21 protein-coding genes and 2 pseudogenes are annotated in these 22,226 nt (G+C 43.8%); 7 read left to right on the forward strand and 16 right to left on the reverse strand.

The window, feature by feature from the left end:
• Nucleotides 1–132: 132 nt before the first annotated feature.
• Entirely contained in the window at nucleotides 133–345 is a 213-nt protein-coding gene (gene mazE / locus A0O21_RS05785) for a type II toxin-antitoxin system PemI/MazE family antitoxin (RefSeq protein WP_067062698.1), read from the forward strand.
• Nucleotides 338–685 (forward strand): type II toxin-antitoxin system PemK/MazF family toxin, encoded by a 348-nt coding sequence (locus A0O21_RS05790; RefSeq protein ID WP_067062702.1) that lies wholly within the window; start codon nucleotides 338–340, stop codon nucleotides 683–685. The genes mazE and A0O21_RS05790 overlap by 8 nt, the downstream gene beginning before the upstream one ends.
• A gap of 119 nt (nucleotides 686–804) precedes the next feature.
• On the opposite strand, the gene A0O21_RS05795 is transcribed toward A0O21_RS05790, so the two are convergent.
• The 3 genes from A0O21_RS05795 to trpX form a co-directional block, all read right to left on the reverse strand.
• Entirely contained in the window at nucleotides 805–1,563 is a 759-nt protein-coding gene (locus tag A0O21_RS05795) for an ABC transporter ATP-binding protein (protein ID WP_067062707.1), read from the reverse strand.
• On the reverse strand, nucleotides 1,560–2,429 hold the full coding sequence (locus A0O21_RS05800) for an ABC transporter permease (RefSeq protein ID WP_067062709.1): 870 nt from the start codon (nucleotides 2,427–2,429) through the stop codon (nucleotides 1,560–1,562). Before A0O21_RS05800 ends, A0O21_RS05795 begins: the two co-directional genes overlap by 4 nt.
• A 66-nt stretch (nucleotides 2,430–2,495) precedes the next feature.
• Nucleotides 2,496–3,500, reverse strand: a complete 1,005-nt coding sequence (trpX, locus tag A0O21_RS05805) for a tryptophan ABC transporter substrate-binding protein (protein ID WP_067062712.1) — start codon at nucleotides 3,498–3,500, stop codon at nucleotides 2,496–2,498.
• Nucleotides 3,501–4,649: 1,149 nt separating this feature from the next.
• On the opposite strand from trpX, the gene A0O21_RS05815 reads away from it, so the two are divergent.
• Entirely contained in the window at nucleotides 4,650–6,311 is a 1,662-nt protein-coding gene (locus A0O21_RS05815) for an Rqc2 family fibronectin-binding protein (protein WP_067062718.1), read from the forward strand.
• A gap of 108 nt (nucleotides 6,312–6,419) precedes the next feature.
• Here A0O21_RS05815 and budA read toward each other — a convergent pair whose 3' ends face one another.
• From budA to A0O21_RS05840, 5 genes are all read right to left on the reverse strand, one after another.
• A complete protein-coding gene (budA, locus tag A0O21_RS05820; protein WP_067062720.1) occupies nucleotides 6,420–7,139 on the reverse strand; it encodes an acetolactate decarboxylase in 720 nt (239 codons plus the stop codon).
• Nucleotides 7,140–7,474: 335 nt separating this feature from the next.
• Nucleotides 7,475–9,151 (reverse strand): acetolactate synthase AlsS, encoded by a 1,677-nt coding sequence (alsS, locus tag A0O21_RS05825; protein ID WP_067062723.1) that lies wholly within the window; start codon nucleotides 9,149–9,151, stop codon nucleotides 7,475–7,477.
• Nucleotides 9,152–9,290: 139 nt separating this feature from the next.
• Entirely contained in the window at nucleotides 9,291–10,529 is a 1,239-nt protein-coding gene (locus A0O21_RS05830) for a tetratricopeptide repeat protein (protein ID WP_067062726.1), read from the reverse strand.
• Nucleotide 10,530: 1 nt separating this feature from the next.
• Entirely contained in the window at nucleotides 10,531–11,703 is a 1,173-nt protein-coding gene (locus A0O21_RS05835) for an AI-2E family transporter (RefSeq protein WP_067062728.1), read from the reverse strand.
• Nucleotides 11,704–11,899: 196 nt separating this feature from the next.
• On the reverse strand, nucleotides 11,900–12,382 hold the full coding sequence (locus A0O21_RS05840) for an NUDIX hydrolase (protein WP_067062731.1): 483 nt from the start codon (nucleotides 12,380–12,382) through the stop codon (nucleotides 11,900–11,902).
• 176 nt (nucleotides 12,383–12,558) lie between these two features.
• Between A0O21_RS05840 and A0O21_RS11070 the strand changes: the two genes are divergently transcribed.
• The 4 genes from A0O21_RS11070 (at nucleotide 12,559) to A0O21_RS05845 (ending at nucleotide 14,428) form a co-directional block, all read left to right on the forward strand.
• Complete coding sequence (locus A0O21_RS11070; protein ID WP_257722072.1) at nucleotides 12,559–12,681, forward strand: hypothetical protein; 123 nt, start codon at nucleotides 12,559–12,561, stop codon at nucleotides 12,679–12,681.
• Nucleotides 12,671–12,793 carry a hypothetical protein gene (locus A0O21_RS11075; RefSeq protein ID WP_257722072.1) on the forward strand — a complete coding sequence of 41 codons (123 nt, stop codon included), beginning with the start codon at nucleotides 12,671–12,673 and terminating at the stop codon, nucleotides 12,791–12,793. Before A0O21_RS11070 ends, A0O21_RS11075 begins: the two co-directional genes overlap by 11 nt.
• The gene (locus tag A0O21_RS11080) at nucleotides 12,783–12,917 is read left to right on the forward strand and encodes a hypothetical protein (RefSeq protein WP_257722073.1); all 135 of its coding nucleotides are present in this window, start codon (nucleotides 12,783–12,785) and stop codon (nucleotides 12,915–12,917) included. The genes A0O21_RS11075 and A0O21_RS11080 overlap by 11 nt, the downstream gene beginning before the upstream one ends.
• A gap of 491 nt (nucleotides 12,918–13,408) precedes the next feature.
• Nucleotides 13,409–14,428 carry a lactonase family protein gene (locus tag A0O21_RS05845; protein ID WP_173644630.1) on the forward strand — a complete coding sequence of 340 codons (1,020 nt, stop codon included), beginning with the start codon at nucleotides 13,409–13,411 and terminating at the stop codon, nucleotides 14,426–14,428.
• Between the two features lie 205 nt (nucleotides 14,429–14,633).
• On the opposite strand, the gene rfbB is transcribed toward A0O21_RS05845, so the two are convergent.
• The 8 genes and pseudogenes from rfbB to A0O21_RS05890 form a co-directional block, all read right to left on the reverse strand.
• On the reverse strand, nucleotides 14,634–15,680 hold the full coding sequence (gene rfbB, locus A0O21_RS05850; protein WP_067062737.1) for a dTDP-glucose 4,6-dehydratase: 1,047 nt from the start codon (nucleotides 15,678–15,680) through the stop codon (nucleotides 14,634–14,636).
• A 9-nt stretch (nucleotides 15,681–15,689) separates the two neighbouring features.
• Nucleotides 15,690–16,185: pseudogene (locus A0O21_RS11045) on the reverse strand (phosphoribosylanthranilate isomerase); the annotation flags it as partial.
• Nucleotides 16,154–16,747 carry a dTDP-4-dehydrorhamnose 3,5-epimerase family protein gene (locus A0O21_RS05860; protein ID WP_067062742.1) on the reverse strand — a complete coding sequence of 198 codons (594 nt, stop codon included), beginning with the start codon at nucleotides 16,745–16,747 and terminating at the stop codon, nucleotides 16,154–16,156. The gene A0O21_RS05860 and the pseudogene A0O21_RS11045, both read right to left, overlap by 32 nt.
• Nucleotides 16,747–17,616: a glucose-1-phosphate thymidylyltransferase RfbA gene (rfbA, locus tag A0O21_RS05865; protein ID WP_067062744.1), complete on the reverse strand. Its 870-nt coding sequence runs from the start codon at nucleotides 17,614–17,616 to the stop codon at nucleotides 16,747–16,749. The genes A0O21_RS05860 and rfbA overlap by 1 nt, the downstream gene beginning before the upstream one ends.
• 169 nt (nucleotides 17,617–17,785) lie before the next feature.
• Nucleotides 17,786–18,884, reverse strand: a pseudogene (locus tag A0O21_RS05870) (NAD(P)/FAD-dependent oxidoreductase).
• 943 nt (nucleotides 18,885–19,827) lie between these two features.
• A complete protein-coding gene (locus A0O21_RS05880; RefSeq protein ID WP_067062750.1) occupies nucleotides 19,828–20,616 on the reverse strand; it encodes a Nif3-like dinuclear metal center hexameric protein in 789 nt (262 codons plus the stop codon).
• Nucleotides 20,603–21,286 (reverse strand): tRNA (adenine(22)-N(1))-methyltransferase, encoded by a 684-nt coding sequence (locus tag A0O21_RS05885; protein ID WP_067062752.1) that lies wholly within the window; start codon nucleotides 21,284–21,286, stop codon nucleotides 20,603–20,605. Before A0O21_RS05885 ends, A0O21_RS05880 begins: the two co-directional genes overlap by 14 nt.
• 232 nt (nucleotides 21,287–21,518) lie before the next feature.
• Nucleotides 21,519–22,196, reverse strand: coding sequence for a DnaD domain-containing protein (locus tag A0O21_RS05890; protein WP_067065176.1), 678 nt, complete (start codon nucleotides 22,194–22,196; stop codon nucleotides 21,519–21,521).
• Nucleotides 22,197–22,226 lie beyond the last annotated feature (30 nt).

Genomic DNA, 22,226 nt, shown 5'->3' on the forward strand with positions numbered 1-22,226 from the left:
GCCTGTCACTTTGTCTTAAAAAAAGAGTTAGTTGATTAAAAGCAGCTTTTTCGAATATAGTAATAGACTCTTAAACTTTAGTCATTATCCTGTTGCTTTTTAAGTATATCTTAAGTTGTAGAGGAGTAAAATATGGTAACGGTAAAAGCAAGAAAGGTTGGTAACTCAATGATTGTAACGCTTCCAAAAACGTTTGATATTAAAGCAGGAACAGAATTTTTCGTTTATAAAGGTGTTGATGGTGCCCTTGTTTTGGCGCCTAAAATAGAGAATCCTTTTGATGGAGAAGCAGATTTAACGATGACAGACGATTTTAAAGAGGTCGTTTTTCTAGATAATGAGTAAGGCTTACATTCCTAAAAAGCAAGACCTTGTTTGGATTGATTTTGACCCAGCTGCTGGAAGGGAAATTCAAAAGCGCCGACCGGCTTTAGTCATTTCAAGTCAAAACTATGCCAAACAAACCGGATTTGTAGCTGTCTGCCCCATCACTCAAGGCCAGCAAAAACTAAAAGACAGAGGACTCTTGGTGACTGTCCGTCACAAAGCAATCCGAGGGGCAGTCAATCCCTTTCAACTGCACACTTTTAATTTTCGGGACAGAAATATCCAAAAAATCGGTCAGCTTGATACCCAGCTCTTTCAAAAGGTAGCACAGCTCTATCCTTATATTTTTGGAGAATAAATCGTAAACAAGAATGTAAGACCCACTCCAGTAAAGAGACTAAGCTATTTAATAAAAAATACTCAGGACCGAAATGTCCTGAGTATTTTTAATAGTAATAGTTATTATCGGATAAGACTTTACTCAAACAATTGATAATAATCAGCAATGGTCATCTGGGCTTTTTCTTCCTGGTTTAAGTCCTGTATGATGGAGCCGTCTTTCATAACAATCAGACGGTTGCCGTATTTGAGAGCATCTTCCATATGGTGGGTAATCATCAGGCTGGTCAGCTTTTGCTGTCTGATAAAGGTATCCGTCAGCTCCATCAGCGCAACACTGGTTTTAGGATCCAGTGCTGCTGTATGCTCATCAAGCAGGAGAAGCTCCGGACGTTTCAGCGTCGCCATCAAAAGACTGAGAGCCTGGCGCTGACCGCCTGAGAGAAGACCGGTAGGAGTATCCAGATGTTTTTCCAGTCCATTGCCGGTTTGACCGGTTAAGTCTGTAAATTTTTCGCTATAATGGTGGATTTTCCGAGCGGCCAGTCCCCGCTTCTCACCGCGGTGCAGGGCTATCAGAAGATTTTCAGCAACGGTCATGCGCGGAGCCGTTCCCATTTTAGGATCCTGAAAGACACGGGATAGATATTTAGCTCTCTTTTCAGCAGGAAGAGCAGTCACATCTTCGCCTAAAATGGTGATACTGCCGCTGCTTAAAGGCAGGGTTCCGGCGATAACGTTAAAGAGTGTTGATTTCCCGGCGCCGTTGCCGCCCAAAATCGTTAGAAAATCATGTTCATATATTGTCAGACTGACATCATCAAGAATCGTTTTGACATCAGTAAAGCCGTTATTGACTTGGACGGTCGCTTTTTTTAATTGAACAATTTCTTTCATCGCGACAAGGTCACCCCCTTGAAGAATTTATCTTTGAGAACCGGTATGATCAGGCAGGTAGCCAGGACAACTGCACTGAAGAGTTTCAGATAATTCGTATTGAAACCGAGGGCAATAACAGCCGCAATCAAAAATTGGTAAAGAATAGAACCGACAATGATAGCAATCAAGCGCTCCAGTAAGGTCAGGCCGGTAGAGTAAAGAACTTCTCCGATAATGATGCTGGCTAAGCCGATGACAATAACACCGATTCCTTTTGAAACGTCAGCGTAGCCGTCCTGCTGGCTGACCAAGGCACCGGACAGGGCGATTAAGCCGTTTGAAATCACCAGTCCCATAACTTCCATACGATCGGTATTGATACCGAAACTCTTTGCCATATCCGGATTGTCCCCTGTAGCAATATAAGCCTGTCCCAGATGCGTATACAAGAAATAAATCAAGAGACTGATAACCAAAACAACAGTTAAAAATCCAATAATCAGTAAGTTTATATCTGTACTAAAAGGAAGCAAATCCTGAACAGAGCGGATATCCAAAAGCCCGAGATTGGCGCGGCGCATGATAAGGAGCATAATGGAATTGCAGGAAGTCATCACCAAAATTCCAGCCAAAATAGTCGGAATTTTCCCTTTGGTATAGAGCAGACCAGTTATAAGTCCAGCCAAACAGCCGGCAATCATTCCGGCAGCAGTGGCCAAAAGCGGATGGCTTCCGTGATTCATGAGCGTCACGGCTACCGCTCCTCCCAAGGGGAAAGAACCTTCTGTTGTCATATCAGGAAAATTCAAGATACGAAAAGTCAGATAAATTCCCAAGCCCAAAATTCCCCAGAGCAGACCTTGCGATACGGACGAAATAATCATATTTTTACCACTCCTTTATTGACTTTGTCAGCTGCAAGTATCAAGCCGGCAGACTGACTAGTCTGTTTAATCATTGGCTGCAATCACAGTATCCGCCTCAGAGATTACACTGTCAGGAACTGTGATATCCAGTGTCTTAGCCGCTTGAAGGTTAACTATCGGAGTACCGCTGTCAACGATTTTAACTGGAACATCTTTGACTTCCTTTCCAGCTAAAAGCTTAACCACTATTTTAGCTGTTTCGACTCCCAGTTCATATTGGCTTTGCGCAACTGAAGCGATGCTGCCCTGCTCAACCATCGTGTCAACACTGGAGTACACCGGCAGTTTTGCGGCATTAGCAGCTGACACGACTGTCGTAAAGGCACTGGCGATTGTATTGTCCTGAGGAACAAAAACAGCATCCACTTTGCCAGTCATAACAGACATAGTTGTTGAGATTTCGTTCGTTGAAGGTACTGCATATTCCGCAACCGTCAGGCCTGCCGCTTCTGCTTCTTCCTTGAATTCTTTAACCTGCGAGGCTGAATTGTCTTCGCTGCTGGCATAAAGAACACCTACCGTTTTAACCTCAGGAGTAATATCTGTTATCAGCTTGACAGTCTGTTTTGTCGGTACCTGATTAGAAACACCTGTTACATTGGCTTCAGGCTTTTCCAGATTGGCAACAAGTTTGGCTCCTACAGGATCCGAAATTGCCCCCATAACCACCGGAATATCTTTAGTGGCGGAGGCCAGTCCCTGTGCAGCTGGTGTAGCAATACCAACCAGCACATCATTATCGCTATTGGCCAATTGTTTACTCATGGTCTGAATCTTACTTTGGTCGCCTTCGGCATTCATATCGGTAATCTCAATATTGTCTCCGGAGTAGCCCGCCTCTTCAAGACCGTCAACAATTCCCTGATGAATTTCATCCAGAGCATCATGGGTCACATACTGCAAAATCCCTACCTTGACAACCTTCTTATCATTTGTTCCAGCCTGATTGTTCACATTCTGATAAATCAGCGCTCCCGCAGCTAAAACCAGAAGTGCCGCAAGCGTAACCATTAAACCTTTATTTTTCATACAACTCCCTCACACAAGATACAAAGGGCGGTAAGAACGCAAAAGGAAAATAGGAGACTGACCGATGAATCCAAAAAGATTCGAGGTCAGGCTATCTTTTTCCCGCAGCGTTTAGCCCGTGTTCAATTCACAAGATACAAAGCCCGTCTAAAAATCCGTATGAAAATAGGGGATGGCAAGTGATGCCTAAGCATCACGCTGACAGCCATCTTTTTCACTAGGATTTTAGGGCGTGTTCAATTCATCAAGATACAAAGCCCGTTAAAAGAGCAAAGCAAAAAGGCGGTAAGCCAGAAATCTATGATTTCGTAGGCGCACCCCTGCCAGAACGACTAGAAAGCTGCGGTCGACTGTTAAGACAACAAAGCTTTCAGACGTTTACGGCTGGCGGTAAGTCCGAAATCTTTGATTTCGCAGACGCACCTCTGCCAAGACGACTAGAAGGGTGCGGTCGGCCGCAGGACGATAAAGCTTTCAGACGTTTACGGCTGGCGGTAAGTCCGAAATCTTTGATTTCGCAGACGCACCTCTGCCAAGACGACTAGAAGAGGGCAATAAAAGTTTCTAACTTTCAAATTGTTTCTAACCTACTCTGCAGATCTCAGATTTTGCTAAGCAGGCAGAGAAAGATTTGCTGCCCGGGGTAGGCAGAATCCGCAGCAGCTGTCCTTCAGCCTTGCTCCCTCCGGCTTCTGTTTCTTTTTTCAACAAGAACAAGTCTTTGCCAAAAAGAAAAGCGCTCAGTAAGAAAATCTCACCACGCGCTTCTGTTTTCAGACTAAGACTCAAAGCGCATAGATACCATTTAGAATGTATTCTAAAAGCTGTATCTATGCTGTTACATAAATACAAGCTTACCTATGCCAACTTTGCCACGCTGTTAACGTTTGAATCGCCATCGCCTTAGTCTTCCTTTCTGCCTTTTTTATTATTATATCCTAAATTCTGAAAATTGCAAGCGGTTTTTCAAATGTTTCTAAAAATCGGACTAAAGACAGCTAAATAAGTATTTTGGCTGGTCTTATGATATAATAAGACCAGCTAAATTTTAGAGAGGAAAGATGGTCAGGCCTGATTGTCGTCACTTTTTGTCAGTCAGGACAGATAGCTTTTCACAAGAGCTTTCGCCATATTTTTGGTGCCCTAATTATGTCTTTTGACGGCTTTTTTTTACATCATCTAACAAAGGAATTACAGGAGCAGCTCCTTAACGGCCGTATCCAAAAGGTTAACCAGCCTTTCGACCGGGAGCTTGTCTTAACTATCCGCAATAAACGGCAAAATTACAAGCTTCTTCTGTCTGCTCACTCGGTATTTGGGCGTATTCAAATCACTCAGACAGATTTTCAAAATCCCCAGACTCCCAATACTTACACCATGATTATGAGAAAATATCTGCAGGGAGCGGTTATTGAACGGATTGAGCAAATTGAGAATGACCGTATATTAGAAATCACTGTTTCAAATAAAAATGAAATCGGAGATGCCAGCAAAACAACGCTTATTGCTGAAATTATGGGCAAGCATAGTAACATCATTCTGGTTGATAAAGGCCAGAATAAAATCATTGAATCCATCAAGCATGTCGGTTTCTCTCAAAACAGCTACCGGACAATTCTGCCCGGTTCAGCATACATTGCACCGCCAAAATCTAATCAGTTCAATCCTTATGCTATTTCCGATGAAAAGCTATTTGAAATTCTGCAGACAGAGGACCTAACTGCTAAAAATCTGCAAAAGCTTTTTCAGGGTTTGGGACGTGACACAGCTGAGGAATTGTCAGCCTCCCTCACAACTGATAAGCTGAAAACATTTCATGCCTTTTTTCAGCGTAGTTTAGTTCCTAATCTGACTAAAAAAGGCTTTTCTGCCGTTCTTTTTACTGACTCAAACCAGACTTTTACCAGTCTTGGTGAGCTGCTGGATTATTTTTATCAGGAAAAAGCAGAACGGGACCGAGTAGCAAAACGAGCTGGAGAGCTCATTCACCGCGTCCAAAATGAAAAAGATAAAAATAAGAAAAAACTTCTTAAACAGCAAAAAGAACTGGCTACAACCAATGAAGCAGAAAGCTACCGGCAGAAAGGGGAGCTGCTGACAACCTATCTCGGTCAGGTTCCAAACAATCAGGATTATGTTGAGCTGGATAATTATTATACAAATGAGAAAATCAGAATTGCTTTGAATAAAGCCCTGTCACCCAGCCAAAATGCTCAGCGTTACTTCAAGAAATATCAAAAATTAAAAGAAGCTGTCAAGCATTTAAAGGGTGTGATCCAGCAGACTAAGGACACTATAACCTACCTCGAAAGTGTGGAAACAGCTCTTAATCAGGCATCTCTAAATGATATTGCAGATATTGAAACAGAGTTGGCACAAACCGGCTTTATCAAAAAACGGCGGGCAGCTAAGCAGCAGAAGCGGAAAAAACCTGAACAGTACTTAGCTTCTGACGGCCAAACAGTCATTATGGTCGGCCGGAATAATCTGCAAAATGATGAGTTGACCTTTAAAATAGCTAAAAAAGGGGAGCTTTGGTTTCATGCCAAAGATATTCCGGGGAGCCATGTCCTTATTAAAAATAACTTACAGCCCAGCGATCAGGTTAAAACCGATGCAGCGGAACTGGCGGCTTATTTTTCCAAAGCCAGACTGTCCAATCTTGTGCCAGTCGATATGATTGAAGCCAAAAAACTCAAGAAGCCGGCCGGCAGTCGGCCAGGTTTTGTCACCTATACCGGACAGAAAACACTGCGGGTCACACCTAATCAGGATAAAATTGCTAAAATGAAGCTGAAATTCGACAGCTAAAACTAGTAAAACACCGGTCTAACTGCTTTTTTGAAAAGCAGTTAGACCGGTGTTTTAGTTGGCAATATGAGGATTTGTTTCAAAAAGAAATCAAGCCAGCCAAAAACATTATTCTGATTTATCAATGTCCTCTTTTAATTCATCCATATTCAGTTTAGCAAAAAGGTATTTACGGTCCTGAACAGGAAAACGCTGATCCAGCTGATCAACTGCCCCTACTTCAACCGTTCCTTCAGAAATCACAAAATCAATGACATGGCCACCAAAACTGAAATCATCTGAAATAAAGTGCAGGTGATACCCGGCAACACTGACACCATGAAACATTTCCGGTGTCCAAAAACCGACAATCGTCCCTGACAAATTTTCCCGTGTATACTCGGGCTGATGGGTTGCTACCTCAGCAAACTTCGTATCAGGAGCAGATTTGGGAATCATCCGAACATGCATTTTAGCGAAGTCACCCTTTATCTTTATCGAGCGAAAAAGATTGACCCCATCATAGTAAGATTCAATCCGTTTCTCAAGCTCTTTCGCCGTCATAGCAAAGCGCTGACGAAAGATGACCTCTGCCTTATGCGGAACAACCGCTGCATAAGGAACCGTCACCTCGTTTGACAGCTCGACAACCTTAGGCACACCATCAGACCCCTTAGCCTGATAGGCCTTACCATCAAGGACAATCAATTCACCATCGATTGAGTCCAGAGTCCCAATCCCTAAATCCCCATGCTCCAGCAGCTCGCCGATAGTCAGAGTGCCGCCGTACAAACCAGCCATCAAAGCTCCTAGGGTATTGTACTGAAATAATTTAATCGCTTCAACCATAAAGTCACCACACAAAAATACAAAGCCTGTATAAACCACAAAGGAAAATGATGGTAAGCTAGAAAGCTGCGGCAGACTGTCAAGACTGCAAAGCCTTCAGACATCTGCCGCTCTCATGAAATGAAATAGCTAAGCAGAGCATGCTCTTTTTCACTAGGTTTTTAGGCCATGTTCAATTAACAAGATACAAAGCCCGTTAAGAACGCAAAAGGAAAATAGGAGACTGACTGACGAATCACCAGATTCTAAGTCAGGATATCTTTTTCCCGCAGCGTTTAGGGCGTGTTCAATCAACAAGATACAAAGGGCGTCTCAATATAAAAATTTCGCTGGATTCAGTAAAATTCATCAGGCAGAATCGTTTCTCCCAGCTTGATATTATCCTTGTAGTCAATCGGGACATCAATTAAAACCGGACCGCTTTTCGAATCGCTGAGGGCCTGCCTGAACAGCTCCTCAAAATCCTTTTTGCTCTTAGCACGGTAGCCTTTGGCACCGAAACTTTCTGCATATTTAACAAAATCAACCGAACCCAAATCAACCCCTGATGACCGGCCGTATTTCATTTCTTCCTGAAAGGCCACCATATTATAACTGCCATCATTCCAAATGATATGAATAATCGGCAGCTGCAGCCGAACAGCTGTTTCCAGTTCTTGGGCTGAAAAGAGAAAGCCACCGTCTCCGGATACGGATATAACTTTGGTATTAGGGCGGACTAAGGCCGCTGCTATGGCCCAAGGAAGAGCCACACCTAAGGTCTGCATCCCATTAGAAAAAAGGAGGTGGCGCGACTCATAGGATTTAAAATAGCGGGCCATCCAGATATAGTGGCTGCCAACATCAACTGTTACCGTCATAGTATCATCGGTATGAGTCTGCAATACTTCAATGACATCAAGCGGATGGACTAGATTCTCTTTAGAAGAGCGATGAAATTTCACGTCATCGACAACATTGTCTCTCAAACCCTTGAGATAGGCTATTGAACCTTCAGGCAGCTGGTAGCCGGATACTGCAGGAAGAAGCAAATCCAATGTATCTTCAATACTGCCAATCAGCTCGCGTTCAGGCTGAAAGTAGGTATCAATCTCAGCTTGGGCAACATCTATTACAATGATGCGGGCCGAAATTTCAGCATTCCAGTTGCGGGCTTCATATTCAATCGGATCATAACCGATAGCTATCACTAAATCAGCTTTTTTCAGCAGCATATCACCGGGCTGGTTGCGAAACAGACCCACACGGCCAAAAAAGGTATCGGCTTCCAAATCCCGTGAGACAATTCCGGCCCCCTGAAAGGTTTCAACAACCGGGAGTTTAACCGCAGTCAGCAGACCCCGGATGGCCGCTGTGACATTTGCTGAAGAAGCACCGTTACCCAGCAGTAAAACCGGTAAAACAGAATTGCGGATCGCCTGAGCTAAATAATTGATATCAGCTACCGAAGCTGACCCCAGCTGCGGATCCGTTAACGGTTTGATAGCCTTAACGGTCACCTGGCTGTCTGTTACATCCTGCGGAACTGAAATGAAACTGGCTCCGGGTTTGCCTGCTTTTGCTATACGGTAGGCATTGGCAATGGTTTCCGATAAGGTATCGGCATCATGCACTTCAGCAGCGTATTTTGTTATGGGCTCAAGCATGGCCACATTGTTCATAGACTGGTGAGACCGCTTAAGGAGGTCGCTGCGCTTAACCTGACCGCCGATAGCAAGAACCGGATCACCCTCATCAGTTGCAGTGACGAGACCTGTTGCTAGATTAGCAATCCCCGGCCCGCTGGTAACCAGAACTAGTCCAGGCTCTCCTGTAATACGTCCGATTCCTTGCGCCATAAAAACAGCATTTTGTTCATGCCGGGCAACAATCAGCTCCGGACCCTTATCCTTAAGAGTATCAAAGACACGGTCAATCTTAGCACCCGGAATACCAAAGACATACTTGACATTATGATTAAGAAGGCTGTCTACAATCAAATCAGCACCATAATCCATATTTTCTTCCGACATTCTTCATCCCTTCTTTACAACAAGGCTAAATTCATTATATCACAGTTTAATAAAAAGCGGCTTTGGAGCTGTCTTTCAAAATGAAATCCACTATTTTCTTAGCCTTTTATAATAACTGCTGTCCCCAAGGCAATTCCTGTCAGAGAAATTCATCATCTAAAAACCGAGCCATATTAACATCATCAGGAACCAGCTCTAAATAACGTTTAGCATAGTTTGCTGCCTGCTCTTGCTGGCCGCACTCTTTCAGCAGATCAATATAATCCTGCAGAAATTCTGGATTATCCCCTAAGTCTCTGGCTAAATCCTGATAAACAGCCAGTGCCTGTTCAAGCTCTTCTAAAGCATGGTAGGCCTTGGCAAGATTCCATCTGGTTAACACACTGACAATATCCTGATCTGAGGCAAGAGCAATTATTTCTGCGAAACGCTCTTCCTCGAGATAGAGATTAGTCAAACGCAGCAAAACTTCTTCTTGATCTTCTGCTACTTCTTTTGCTTTTAACAAGTAGCTTTCTGCCTGAGACGGCTCATGCAGTTCATAAGAAAATTGAGAGGCCGCCAATAAAAGTTCTTCATCAAACTGGTTTTTAGCTAGACCCTGCTGGATAATCCGGAGCGCTTCTGCCGTTTTATGTTCAGCATGAAGAGAAAGAGCATAGCGATATTCATAGCCCTCAAAATCGGGATTCATCGTATCCAGCTGCTTAAAATAAAGACTTGCCTTTTGATAGTCGGATTCTTCATAAAGGATAGAGGCCAGCTCAAAAGCTGTCTGGTCATCGTAGTCAATCTCCAGCGCTTTTTCTAAAAATTCAACAGCAGCCTCAAATTTGCCTAAATGCGCATAAGAACGGCCAATACGCTGATAGGTAGAAAGGCCTGTTTCGGCAAGCGTGTCACGGTTGTCCAATTTCGCATACTCTTGAATAGCCTGCTGGTAATTTCCTAATTTAAATTCAATTTCTGCTAAAGCCAAGACAACTAAGGGTTCCTGACTCAGACTTCTCGCCTCTAAAAGTTTTTCTCTTGCGACTTCTGTCAGGCCTTCCATATCGTAAAGATCAGCCTTAACCAAGAGGGCATTGACATAGTATTCGCTGTGAGGCTGGATTGCCTCTACATATAGAAAAGCATCTTCGATATCACCATCTTCAGCAGCAATTTGAGCCAGATTCAGATAGCTTTCAGGATAATCGTCCTTGATCTGCAGGTAAATCTGCTTTGCCTGCGGTAAAAAACCAATGCTCTCCAAATATGCAGCTAATTCAAGCAAAACAGCTGAACTGTCTTCTTTTAAAGCTTTTTGTAAATAATTATCAGCTTCTAGCAGATTTTGCTGTTCAATAGCAGCAAGTACTTTTTCACTGTTTAACATCTTATCCGTCACTGTCCTCCTTATTGGCCGCTTCATCAGTATACAAACCGCTGATTGACTTATACCAGTCAAAAATCTCTTTGATTACTACCTTTAACGAAGCATAAATTGGAATACCTAAGAAAACACCCCAAACCCCGAACATGGAACCTGCTGTCAGTAAAATAAACATAATCGTAATGGGATGAATATTTAATTTGCTGCCGATAACCAGAGGTGTCACAAATCGCCCCTCAATAGTCTGCTCAACCACAAAAACCAGCAAAGCTTTAATCAGCATCAAAGGTCCCTGAACCATTGCCATTATCACTACTGGAATCATAGCCAGAAAACTTCCTAAATAAGGAATCATATTTAAAAGACCGGCGATTATCCCAAAAGTAAGCGGATAGCGCAGACCAACTAAACTGAACATGACAGAAAACATCAGCCCCACAACAACTGCTACAGTAACCTGACCCTGCACATAGCCTGACAACTGCTTATTGATATCTCCCATAACACGGGAAATCGGCTGGCGGGTTTTTGTCGGCAGCGCTTTTAGCAGCCCTTCCTTCATCTTCTTGCTGTCTCTGAGAAAATAAAAGAGGATAAAAGGTGAAATTATGATAGCTACTGTAACTCGGGCAATTGTACTGGCAAAATTGCTGGCCCAGTCTAAGGCATTTCTTGAAAAGCTTTCTGCATAATCAATCGCCTTGCTGCTGATGTTGCTGAGCATCTCCTCCAGCTCTGCCTGATAATTGCGCAGCCAGGGATTTTCCAGCAGCTTATTGGCTTCTTTATTTACAGTTTCAACATAATCCGGTAAATTTTCGACAAAAGACAGCAGCTGGTCCCGGACAGTCGGCAGAAATCCTGATACGCCCCAGGTGATGAGGGCCACAATAGCAGCGAATACGATAAAAATAGAACTGGTCCTGCCTATTCCCCTGGCTTCCAGAAAATCAACCATCGGTTTGGTCAGATAGTAAAGCAAAGTCGAGATAACTACTGGCAAAAGCAAAACAGCACCAAATGACAAAACCGGAATAAAAAGAAAAGAAATTTTTGTAAAAACGTAAAGAGTCAGAAAAACGAGTAGGGTAATCAAAGTCACAATAACGGCTTGATTATTTAAAAACCACTTAAAAAACCAGCTATCTGTAAATTTTTTAGGATTTGAATGATTCATAGAAACTCCTTAAATACGAGGAACAGTCACTTCTCAAAATTTTAGGCTGACTGACAGCCATCCTAACAGACTAAAATCTAAAACACAGTCCTGTTCAAATATTATACCATTTTTGCCTGTTTGGACTGATGAATAAACATTTAAAATTAGCAGCCATTCTATACAGCAAAACAAATACGGCTGACGCTAAGAATAACTAGCGATCATAAAAAGTGACAGAACGATCGATTAACTGCTGTTTTTGATTGTAGGTAAATTTAGCTGAAAAGAAGGGAACATCATCCAAAATCCATTTAAAAAGCTCGTAATCGCCTTCCCAGGTTGGCTTAGTTAAAACCTGATCATAGGGAACCCACTCAAGAGTCCCTTCCCGAGAGTCTTCATCAGCAATCAAATCCCCTGTAAAATCCGTCACCTTAAACACATAGGTGTACCAGTCATGACCCGGAGTAAACTCAGGAAAAGTTACAACTCCCTTGAAATCCATCTGTTTGACCAGCAAGTGAGTTTCTTCCAGAATTTCCCGTTTAGCACATTCATCAGGCGTCTCCCCCTGCTCCAACTTTCCTCCGACAGAAATCCATTTCCCCGCATGGACATCATTTTCTTTTTTATTGCGATGAAGCAGTAAAAGCTCCCTGCCATTATCAATATAACAAATCGTTGCCAACTTTGTCATTCACATCCCCCTAACACCAAGATACAAAGGGCGTTCAAGCTCACAGCAAAAATAGGAGCCTGACCGCTGAGTCACTATAGACTCAAGGGAGGGCTATCTTTTTTGCAAAGAGCTTAGCCCGTGTTCAGTTCTACCAAGATACAAAGCCCGTGAAAAAATCCGTATGAAAATAGGGGATGGCAAGTGATGCTGGCATCACGCTGACAGCCATCTTTTTCACTAGGATTTTAGGGCGTGTTCAATTCACAAGATACAAAGCCCGTGAAAAAATCCGTATGAAAATAGGGGATGGCAAGTGATGCTGGCATCACGCTGACAGCCATCTTTTTCACTAGGATTTTAGGGCGTGTTCAATTCACAAGATACAAAGCCCGTGAAAAAATCCGTATGAAAATAGGGGATGGCAAGTGATGCTGGCATCACGCTGACAGCCATCTTTTTCACTAGGATTTTAGGGCGTGTTCAATTCACAAGATACAAAGCCCGTTTAAAGAGCAAAGCAAAAATGACGGTAAGTCCGAAATCTTTGATTTGACAGACGCACCTCTGCCAAGACGACTAGAAGGGTGCGATCGGCCGCAGGACGACAAAGCCTTCAGACGTCTACGGCTGGCGGTAAGCCAGAAATCTTTGATTTGACAGACGCCCCCCTGCCAAGACGACTAGGGAGCGAGACAGAACCCAGACCGTAAAATTCGATGTCTCGCCCCCCTCAAAGCCTAGCAGAAATTCTAAAGCTTTGAAAAAGCGACTAAAATGCCGCTAGATAACTAGCGTCTTGTTTATACTACAAGCAATGATTTGGGAAGCTAGGATTTTTGTCTGTTTTAAGACGGCTACGGCTGGCAAGTAAGAAGGAAAATCTCAAATTATAGATTCCTCTCATTCTCCAATTTTCAAGTTCGGGCTAACTCACTCACTAGATAAGCTCACTCTCGCAGTTTTTCAGGCCGTGTTCTGTTTTTACTATTCTTTTATTATAACAAAATCTTATGGTATAATCTCTTTAAGAATAGGAGGGCGATTATGGAAACTATCTATTTTGGGACCTATACAAAGCGTCAGTCGCAGGGGATTTACAGGGCTGACTTCGATACCAAAGACGGCAGTCTCAGTAAGCTTCAGCTGGCCGCAAAAGAAACCAATCCGACTTATTTGGCTTTTTCTGATAGCAACTGCTACAGTGCAGGAAGCTGTAACGGAATGGGAGGAATGGCTAATTTTGACAGTCGCTTCCAACTCATTAATCACGTCGTCGAAGAGGGGCCGGCTCTTTGCTATGTTGCGGTGGATAAAGGACGCCGTCTGGTTTATGGCGCCAACTATCACAAAGGCGAAGTACTCATCTATAAGCAAAACAATCAGGAGCAGCTGACCTTAGCCAATAAAATACACCATCACGGATCAGGGCCTCATAAAAATCAAGCCAGCCCCCATCCTCATTTTGCTGACTTGACGCCTGATAATTATTTAGTGACATGTGATTTGGGAACGGACTCGGTCACAACTTATGCCGTTACTGATTCAGGGCAGGCAGAGAAAATAGCCAATTACCAAGCTGCCCCCGGTGCTGGCAGCCGGCATTTAGCTTTTCATCCTGATGGCAAAACTGCTTACTTAGTCTGTGAACTTAATGCCAGTGTTGAAGTGCTTAATTACAGCGGACAGGGAAAATTTGAAAAACAGCAGACAATCTCTACTCTGCCTGCTGATTATAAAGATTTTAATGCCTGTGGGGCTATCCGAATAACAAAAGACGGACGGTTTTTATATGTTTCCAATCGTGGCCATGATTCTATTGCTGTTTTTGCAATTCTGCCAGACGGAAGACTTGAAAACCGGCAGATCATTTCAAGCGCCGGCCAAACACCGCGTGATTTCTGTCTGTCTCCCAACGAAGACTATCTTATCGCTGTTCATCAGGATTCGGACAATGCCGCTGTTTTTAGACGCGATTCAAAAACAGGACTGCTGGTTGAAAAAAGCCGTGATTTCACTGTGCCGGAAGCTGTCTGTGTTCTCTTTAATGACTGGAAGGAAAAATAACAGGGCAGGCTTGTTGTCTTCTGAAGCAGACCACCCAAAAAACAAAACGCTTGGTTAAGCTGAGGCTGCAACAGTTCGCTTTTCTTTAGCTTATGAATCGTGAGTTTATCTCCATAAGTTAATTTCATACAAAAAAGCACCCCAATCGTTAGATTTGTTGTCTAACTTTTGGGGTGCAGTTCAGTTTACAGCTCGGTTTTTTATATTATTTAATCACTTCCTGTGTTTTAGCATAGTTAGCTTCAACTGCTTCTTTTTCAGCCTGCCACCAATCTTTATGTTCTGTATACCACTTGATGGTATCTTCCAAACCTTGTTCAAAATTAGTGAATGCCGGCTGCCAGCCGAGTTCCTCACGTAATTTTGTCGAGTCGATAGCATAGCGCAGGTCGTGTCCGGCACGATCTGTTACATGATCGTAAGCATCCTTTGGCTGACCCATTTTTTCAAGGATAAGCTCGAGAACTTCCTTATTATTCTTTTCCCCGTCAGCACCGATTAGATAGGTTTCGCCGATACGGCCTTTGGTCAGAATGGCCCATACCCCTGTTGAATGGTCATTGGTATGAATCCAGTCTCGGACATTTTTTCCTTCACCGTAAAGCTTAGGCTTGATCCCGGACAAGATATTAGTAATTTGGCGCGGTATGAATTTTTCAATGTGCTGATAAGGCCCATAATTGTTGGAACAATTAGAAATGGTAGCTTTGACACCAAAAGAACGGACCCAAGCCTTTACAATTAGGTCTGAGGCGGCCTTGGTTGAAGAGTAAGGTGATGAAGGATTGTATTTGGTTTCAGCAGTGAATTTTTCACCCGGACCGTCACCGTGGCCCGGCAAGTCCTCACGCAAAGGCAAATCGCCATAGACTTCGTCAGTTGAGACATGGTGGAAACGAATACCGTATTTGCGTGCGGCTTCCAAAAGCGTATATGTTCCGATGAAGTTGGTATGAATAAAAGGACTGGGATCATTGAGGGAATTATCATTGTGGCTTTCTGCTGCGTAGTGGACAATCGCATCTGCTTGGGCAGCCAATTTATCAACTAATTCAGCATCAGCAATATCACCAACAACTAATTCCACACGGTTGCCAAGGATTTCTTCAATATTGGCACGGTTGCCGGCATAAGTAAGTTTATCAAGGACAGTCACATGTACGTCCGGATGGTTATTGTAAATATAGTGAACAAAATTTGAACCGATGAAACCGGCCCCGCCAGTTACGATAATATTTTTAAATTCTGACACGGTTATCTCCTGTAATTGTCTTTTTAAATAGTCGATTTTACAAAATCTTTGTGGTTTTTTTATCTGCCCGGTAGGAAGCGTGGGAGATTTTCAAGTATTGCTCAAGTGTCGGTAAATAATAGCAGACAGCTTGAGTTTCAATTTCTTATAAATTTTCTAACTCCGCCTCCACAAATTCAGGGAGGATGAATCCCACCAAATTCAACAGACAGGCCATCCTTTTGAAACTCATATTCATGGCGGTCAACTAGCTGAAAGTCTAGTCTTTCCATGATAACATTGAATTCATCAAAACGGTAAATTCGCTCCTCGTCTGGAGCTTGCCAATCTCTGGGGCACTGGAAACGTGAATGTCCAGGTCCTGTACTTGCCAATATCGGCCAGTCCGCCTTTCCAAACCAACAGAACTCAGTAAGAAAGGCCTGATTCCTAGCTTATTTAACTGTTCTGCCATTTCCAAAAGAACTCGGATATTAGAGGTCTTCTTCCCCCAAAGGCTTGACATCCTTCAAGAGCGGATGATTTTTATCTGCTTCTGACACTTCCGCTTGTTCCAAGTTTTCCCATTGGATATCAAGATTTGGATCAGCAAAATTGACAAAGGCATACTTCGGCTTAAGCTCTAATGCCCAGTAATCGTTAACCAAATAACTATAGGCAACGTTATCGGACAGGACTTGAAAGCCGTTGGCTACACCGCGCGGTACAAAAATACCTTTGGACGCATCAATAACTGTTTGATAGGTGTGGCCAAAAGTCGGTCCCTGACGCAAATCAACCCAAGCTCCCAGCACTTTACCGTCATCAGCTACAGAAATATACTTGTCCCACGGTTCAGCGTGAAGACCGCGCAGAACATTTTTACGCGAAAAGGACACATTATTCTGCAGTTTTCCTTCTGCAAAAAAACGTTCAGGGAAACCGAGAGGCAGCATTTTTTCCTTTTGGAAATTTTCTTTAAACCACCCTCGGCTGTCCCCGTGAACCGGAATATCAAATTCAATCATTCCCGGAATTGCTTCAATCTGACGGGCCGCTAATTCTTTTTCAAAAAACTGTTCTGTCATTAAGCTTCTCCAATCAAGCGGAGCAGATACTGTCCGTATTCATTTTTCTTAAGCGGCTGTGCCAGCTCACGAACCTGTTCCTTTGTAATGTAACCCATGCGGTAGGCAATCTCTTCAAGGTTGGCTACTTGCAAATTTTGCATACGCTGAACGGTTTCAATATATTGAGATGCTTCCAGCAAACTTTCGTGTGTCCCCGTATCCAGCCAGGCAAAACCGCGCTCCATCACTTCTACTGATAAGTCGCCGCGCTCCAGATAAGCTTTGTTAACATCTGTAATTTCAAGCTCACCGCGAGGCGACGGTTTGATATTTTTGGCAATAGCCACCACATCATTATCGTAAAAATACAGACCCGTCACGGCAAAATTAGATTTCGGCACTGCCGGCTTTTCTTCAATAGAAACGGCATTCATCTTCTCATCAAATTCGACAACCCCAAAACGTTCAGGATCCTTAACCTGATAACCAAAGACAGTTGCACCTTTTTCTTTGGCCGCTGCTTTCTGCAGCATTCGTGACAGACCCGGCCCATAATAAATATTGTCCCCCAAAATGAGAGCCACACGGTCATCTCCGATAAATTCTTCCCCGATAATAAAGGCTTGAGCAAGACCGTCCGGACTGGGCTGTTCAGCATAGGACAGTTGAATTCCAAATTCTGAACCGTCTTGCAGCAGTTCTTGAAAACGCGGCAAGTCCTGCGGTGTTGAAATAATCAAAATTTCCTTGATTCCAGCCAGCATCAAAGTTGAGAGCGGGTAGTAAATCATGGGCTTATCATAAATCGGCATGAGTTGCTTTGAAGCCGCACGAGTCAGCGGATAAAGACGCGTCCCTGAACCGCCGGCAAGAATTATTCCCTTCATAAAAGTTCCTCTCTTTGTCATTTCTGTCACTTTATTCTAACATAAATAAAAAAGGCTGTCACTCACTATCTGACAGCCGGCCCGCTAAACAGATAAAAAACAGATGAACTGCCTAATCTTTTAAAAAAACCGGTTCTTTTGAGCAAAGCCTTATTTTATAAGTGAACGATCAATGCTTTTTGGCAATATAATTCTCTGCAGCGTAGTCCTTGGGATGCAAAAGCAGTTCCTGGCCTTGAAGCAGCCGAGCCAGCTGGCAGCCAAGCAAAGGCCCTGTGGTCAGGCCTGTTGATCCAAGACCGCTTGCAGTGTAAACATTTTCCAAATTCGGTACTGGACCGAAAAATGGCGAAAAATCGCTCGTATAAGCGCGAATCCCCACTCTCTCGTTAAAAAAAGAGGCTTTTTTTGAGGTGAGGAAGGTAATGTTGTGCCTGAACTCGGAAATCATCCAGCAAAGCCCTATCAACTGATAAGTCAAAACCCTTATGATTTTCATGCGTCGCTCCGATACTGATTTGACCAGCAGGAAAAGGAATAATGTCCAGTTCTCCTTCTGGCATGACCACCGGATAGGAAGCTGTCTCCAAACCTGTGAAATAATAATCGCAAAGCTCCCCTTTTTGAGGACGTAAATCAAGTGTATAGCCTAATGGAATCAAAATGGAACTGAGCCAAGCTCCGGCAGCAAGAATGACCGCATCAAAATTCTGCCCGCCTAATCTATACTGCCTGCCGGCTAACTCCAAGCTGACTTTCTCTCTAATCACTTCAGACTGACTGGCCTCAAGCAGGGTTTTGACCAACCCCGCCCCATCAACACGGGCACCCCCGCTGGCATAGAGCAGGTTTTCAAAACCTTGCAGACCAGGGAAATGCTTGGCCGCCTCAGCTTTTGACAGTAAAGCTAGTTTTCCTATCAGCGGAGCTTCCTCCCGGCGTGAAAGCGCTAAGTCATAGAGTTCCTGCAGCTTGCTATCATCTTTTCTAAGGACATAAACACCTGTTTGCTGGTAAAAATCTGCCCGATAGCCATCTGCCTGCAAATCAGCAGTTAAATCCTGATAAAAATCCGCCCCCAATCGAGCCAGACGGTACCAGGCCCGATTGCGCCGCTTGGAAAACCAAGGGCTGATAATACCGGCCGCTGCCTTAGTAGCCTGACCCCTCCCTTCATCAAAAACGGTCACACTGATACGCTTATTTTTAGCCAGATAATAAGCAGCCGCAGCTCCGACTGCCCCGGCACCAACCACAGCAACTTTCAAACCTCTCTCCTTCCATCAAGATACAAAGGCCGTTTAAAAATCCGTATGAAAATAGGGGATGGCAAGTGATGCTGGCATCACGATGACAGCCATCTTTTTCACTAGGATTTTAGGCCGTGTTCAATTCCATCAAGATACAAAGGGCGTTTAAAAATCCGTATGAAAATAGGGGATGGCAAGTGATGTCTTGCATCACGATGACAGCCATCTTTTTCACTAGGATTTTAGGCCGTGTTCAATTCCATCAAGATACAAAGGCCGTTTAAAAATCCGTATGAAAATAGGGGATGGCAAGTGATGTCTTGCATCACGATGACAGCCATCTTTTTCACTAGGATTTTAGGCCGTGTTCAATTCCATCAAGATACAAAGGCCGTTTAAAAATCCGTATGAAAATAGGGGATGGCAAGTGATGTCTTGCATCACGCTGACAGTCATCTTTTTCACTAGGATTTTAGGCCGTGTTCAATTCCATCAAGATACAAAGGCCGTTTAAAAATCCGTATGAAAATAGGGGATGGCAAGTGATGTCTTGCATCACGATGACAACCATCTTTTTCACTAGGATTTTAGGCCGTGTTCAATTCATCAAGATACAAAGGCCGTTTAAAGAGCAAAGCAAAAATGGCGGTAAGCCAGAAATCTTTGATTTCGTCGGCGCACCCCTGCCAGAACGACTAGAAAGGTGCGGGCGGCCGCAGGACGACAAAGCTTTCAGACGTTTACGGCTGGCGGTAAGTCCGAAATCTCTGATTTCGCAGACGCACCCCTGTCAGAACGGCTAGAAAGGTGCGGTCGACTGTTAAGGCGACAAAGCTTTCAGACGTTTACGGCTGGCAGTAACTAAGTAACGACACAGACTTCCGGCCCCCTCACTCTCCCTTTTCTGGGTTCGGACTGCTCTTTCTGATAGGAAATATTTAGCCCCAAAAAATTCTAAATCCTAGATATGGCTAAATGGATTGGTGTCAGCCTGACTGCCGATAACAGTAATGTCCCAGCTGTTTTCATGCTGCCAAGCTTGAAATTTTTCTGTTAGCTTCTCTACAAAAAGAACTTCAATATGGTGCCCCGGATCAATAGCTAAAAGACCGTTTGTCAGCATTTCCTGAGCTGTGTGGTAATAAATATCGCCGGTAATGTAGACATCGGCACCTTTTGCCAAAGCATCATGATAGAAGCCCGATCCGCTTCCGCCGCAGATAGCCACTCGCTGAATACGTTTTTCAGCACTGCCATAATGAATGAGACGGACCGCATCCAAATGAAAAGCTTTTTTGACCTTGCTGGCTAATGCTGCCAGTGTCTGCGGTTCAACCGACCCGATACGGCCGATTCCATAGCTCTTATCAGTAGGCGTGAGGATATCTGTATCAAAAATCCCAAGTGCATCACAAAACCAGTCATTCAGGCCGTCAGGAACCACATCAATATTCGTATGGCTGACATAGACAGCGATATCATGCCTGATTAAGTCCAGATAGATTTGATTTCGCGGACTGGCAGTCAAATCGGTCAGCGGCTTAAAAATCGGTGCATGTTTGACAATAATTAAATCAACTTTCTTAGCTATCGCCTCGGCAACCGTCGCTTCACGAATATCCAAAGCCAGCATCAGGGTTTTGACCTCCTTATCGGGTCGTCCAATCTGCCAACCTGAGATATCACCTTCCAAAGAAAGCTCTTGTGGGCAGTATGCTTCATAAAACGCTGTAATATCACTTGCTTTCATTGACAACCTCCTTAATAGCCTTTATTTTCTGGCTGACAACCGCCCGCTCAGTATGTTCTTCCGGAAGTTCTGATAAGACAGTTTCCAGCTTTCTTAGTTCGGTCAGCCATTTTTCCTTAAACACAGCCGGCTGCTCCCGCCGGAGAATGGGACCAAAGCGCAAATCCTGTGAAGACAGTTCCATTTTCCCCGGTTCAGCCACTAAAATTTCATAAAATTTTTGACTATCTTTGATCAGTTTCTCGTCTTTTAGCAGAAAACTATTTGCTGCAAGCCAAGAGCGCACAGTATCTTCACAATTATTGGGCTGCAAAATAAGCCGGGATACAGGAGCTAATTTCTGCTTTCCAGCCTCCAAAATAGAGGTAATGAGACGGCCTCCCATACCGCAAATGGACACAACTGAAATCTGGTCGGAAGCGTCTAAAGCTGCTAAACCGTCCGCCAAACGAACAGCAGCCTTATCCGCTAAACCATATTCAGTCATATTTTTCAAAGCTGCTTCATAAGGCCCGGCAGCTACCTCACTGGCGACTGCAAAATCAAGCTGGTGATTTTGCAGCAGAAAGATTGGCAAGTAGGCATGATCGCTCCCGATATCCAAAAGCCTGCTGCCCTGAGGAACACACTCAGAGACTGCTTTTAAACGCGGTGATAACCTTAATTCCATCCTTAATCCTCATTCAATGTATTTGTCTGCACATAAGAAAAAGTCCCCAATATCTATTCTAAGCTCAGCTCAACCTGCTGCCTGCTGCAAATCAGCATTGACTAAAACCTCAGCCCATTCTAAACAGATGACTCTTAAATCAATGAAAAGGAGCTGTCAACAGATTGCTTTGAATCCGAAAGACAGCTCCCGAATAATAACCAGCCTCAAGCAGGAACAGCTGCCTGGCCTGCTAATCGCCCCAAAGATCCATGGCCTGCAGGAAATCATCAGAAACAGCGACATCCGCCTCATTGTTTTCCTGACGCTTGCGGCGATGCTCCTCGACCTGTCGGAGTGTTGTCAGGCCTTCGCGGCGCCAATTGCGCAGAATCGCATTGATATAGTTCCAATTAGTTTTCCCATTGAAGACAGCCTCCCGCAAAGCGGCCCGCACCAGATCAGGATCTGTTTTATCTTCTTCAACCGTCTTTTGCAGATCCTCTAGTTCAAAGGGACTGAGGAGCCGGCCCAATTCACGCTCAAAGTCCTGAATTAAATCTTTAAGGGCATTGACAGGCTGAGCCTGCTTCTTCGGTTCAGCATTTTCCTGCAGCAGGCTGTCCAGCTTTGCAAAGGCCGGACTAGTATCAAAAATGACCTCAATCTCTCCGTCAAGCTCTATGGTTTTCATATCCAGCAGTTCCTGAGCGGTTAAAGCAGAGATGGAGCGGTTAATTTCAGCAACTGTTTTTCCTAAAGCTGAAGCAATCTGACTGGGGGCTAAGTCATCCATTTTACTTGTATTTTGCAAATAAAAAAACTGCCAGACCACAAAATCATCAGCCTTGGGAAAGATATCCTTAAAATGAAATAATAAGGCCCCAGGCAAGACTAAGTTCCCCGTTTTATAATATTCTGAAAAACCCATAGTTCTCCCCTCCTGCTTTAAAATGAAAAA

This window comes from Streptococcus pantholopis (assembly GCF_001642085.1).
Lineage (GTDB): Bacteria > Bacillota > Bacilli > Lactobacillales > Streptococcaceae > Streptococcus > Streptococcus pantholopis.

Coding starts and splice junctions, on each gene's coding strand:
- A0O21_RS05835 (WP_067062728.1), bottom strand. CDS start 11,703: ATGAATCATTCAAATCCTAAAAAATTTACAGATAGCTGGTTTTTTAAG.
- A0O21_RS05885 (WP_067062752.1), bottom strand. CDS start 21,286: ATGGAATTAAGGTTATCACCGCGTTTAAAAGCAGTCTCTGAGTGTGTT.
- A0O21_RS05790 (WP_067062702.1), top strand. CDS start 338: ATGAGTAAGGCTTACATTCCTAAAAAGCAAGACCTTGTTTGGATTGAT.
- A0O21_RS11075 (WP_257722072.1), top strand. CDS start 12,671: ATGGCAAGTGATGCTGGCATCACGCTGACAGCCATCTTTTTCACTAGG.
- A0O21_RS05815 (WP_067062718.1), top strand. CDS start 4,650: ATGTCTTTTGACGGCTTTTTTTTACATCATCTAACAAAGGAATTACAG.
- A0O21_RS11080 (WP_257722073.1), top strand. CDS start 12,783: ATGGCAAGTGATGCTGGCATCACGCTGACAGCCATCTTTTTCACTAGG.
- A0O21_RS05880 (WP_067062750.1), bottom strand. CDS start 20,616: ATGAAAGCAAGTGATATTACAGCGTTTTATGAAGCATACTGCCCACAA.
- rfbA (WP_067062744.1), bottom strand. CDS start 17,616: ATGAAGGGAATAATTCTTGCCGGCGGTTCAGGGACGCGTCTTTATCCG.
- budA (WP_067062720.1), bottom strand. CDS start 7,139: ATGGTTGAAGCGATTAAATTATTTCAGTACAATACCCTAGGAGCTTTG.
- A0O21_RS05830 (WP_067062726.1), bottom strand. CDS start 10,529: ATGTTAAACAGTGAAAAAGTACTTGCTGCTATTGAACAGCAAAATCTG.
- A0O21_RS05860 (WP_067062742.1), bottom strand. CDS start 16,747: ATGACAGAACAGTTTTTTGAAAAAGAATTAGCGGCCCGTCAGATTGAA.
- A0O21_RS05795 (WP_067062707.1), bottom strand. CDS start 1,563: ATGAAAGAAATTGTTCAATTAAAAAAAGCGACCGTCCAAGTCAATAAC.
- mazE (WP_067062698.1), top strand. CDS start 133: ATGGTAACGGTAAAAGCAAGAAAGGTTGGTAACTCAATGATTGTAACG.
- A0O21_RS05890 (WP_067065176.1), bottom strand. CDS start 22,196: ATGGGTTTTTCAGAATATTATAAAACGGGGAACTTAGTCTTGCCTGGG.
- A0O21_RS05800 (WP_067062709.1), bottom strand. CDS start 2,429: ATGATTATTTCGTCCGTATCGCAAGGTCTGCTCTGGGGAATTTTGGGC.
- A0O21_RS05845 (WP_173644630.1), top strand. CDS start 13,409: ATGGAAACTATCTATTTTGGGACCTATACAAAGCGTCAGTCGCAGGGG.
- trpX (WP_067062712.1), bottom strand. CDS start 3,500: ATGAAAAATAAAGGTTTAATGGTTACGCTTGCGGCACTTCTGGTTTTA.
- alsS (WP_067062723.1), bottom strand. CDS start 9,151: ATGTCGGAAGAAAATATGGATTATGGTGCTGATTTGATTGTAGACAGC.
- A0O21_RS11070 (WP_257722072.1), top strand. CDS start 12,559: ATGGCAAGTGATGCTGGCATCACGCTGACAGCCATCTTTTTCACTAGG.
- A0O21_RS05840 (WP_067062731.1), bottom strand. CDS start 12,382: ATGACAAAGTTGGCAACGATTTGTTATATTGATAATGGCAGGGAGCTT.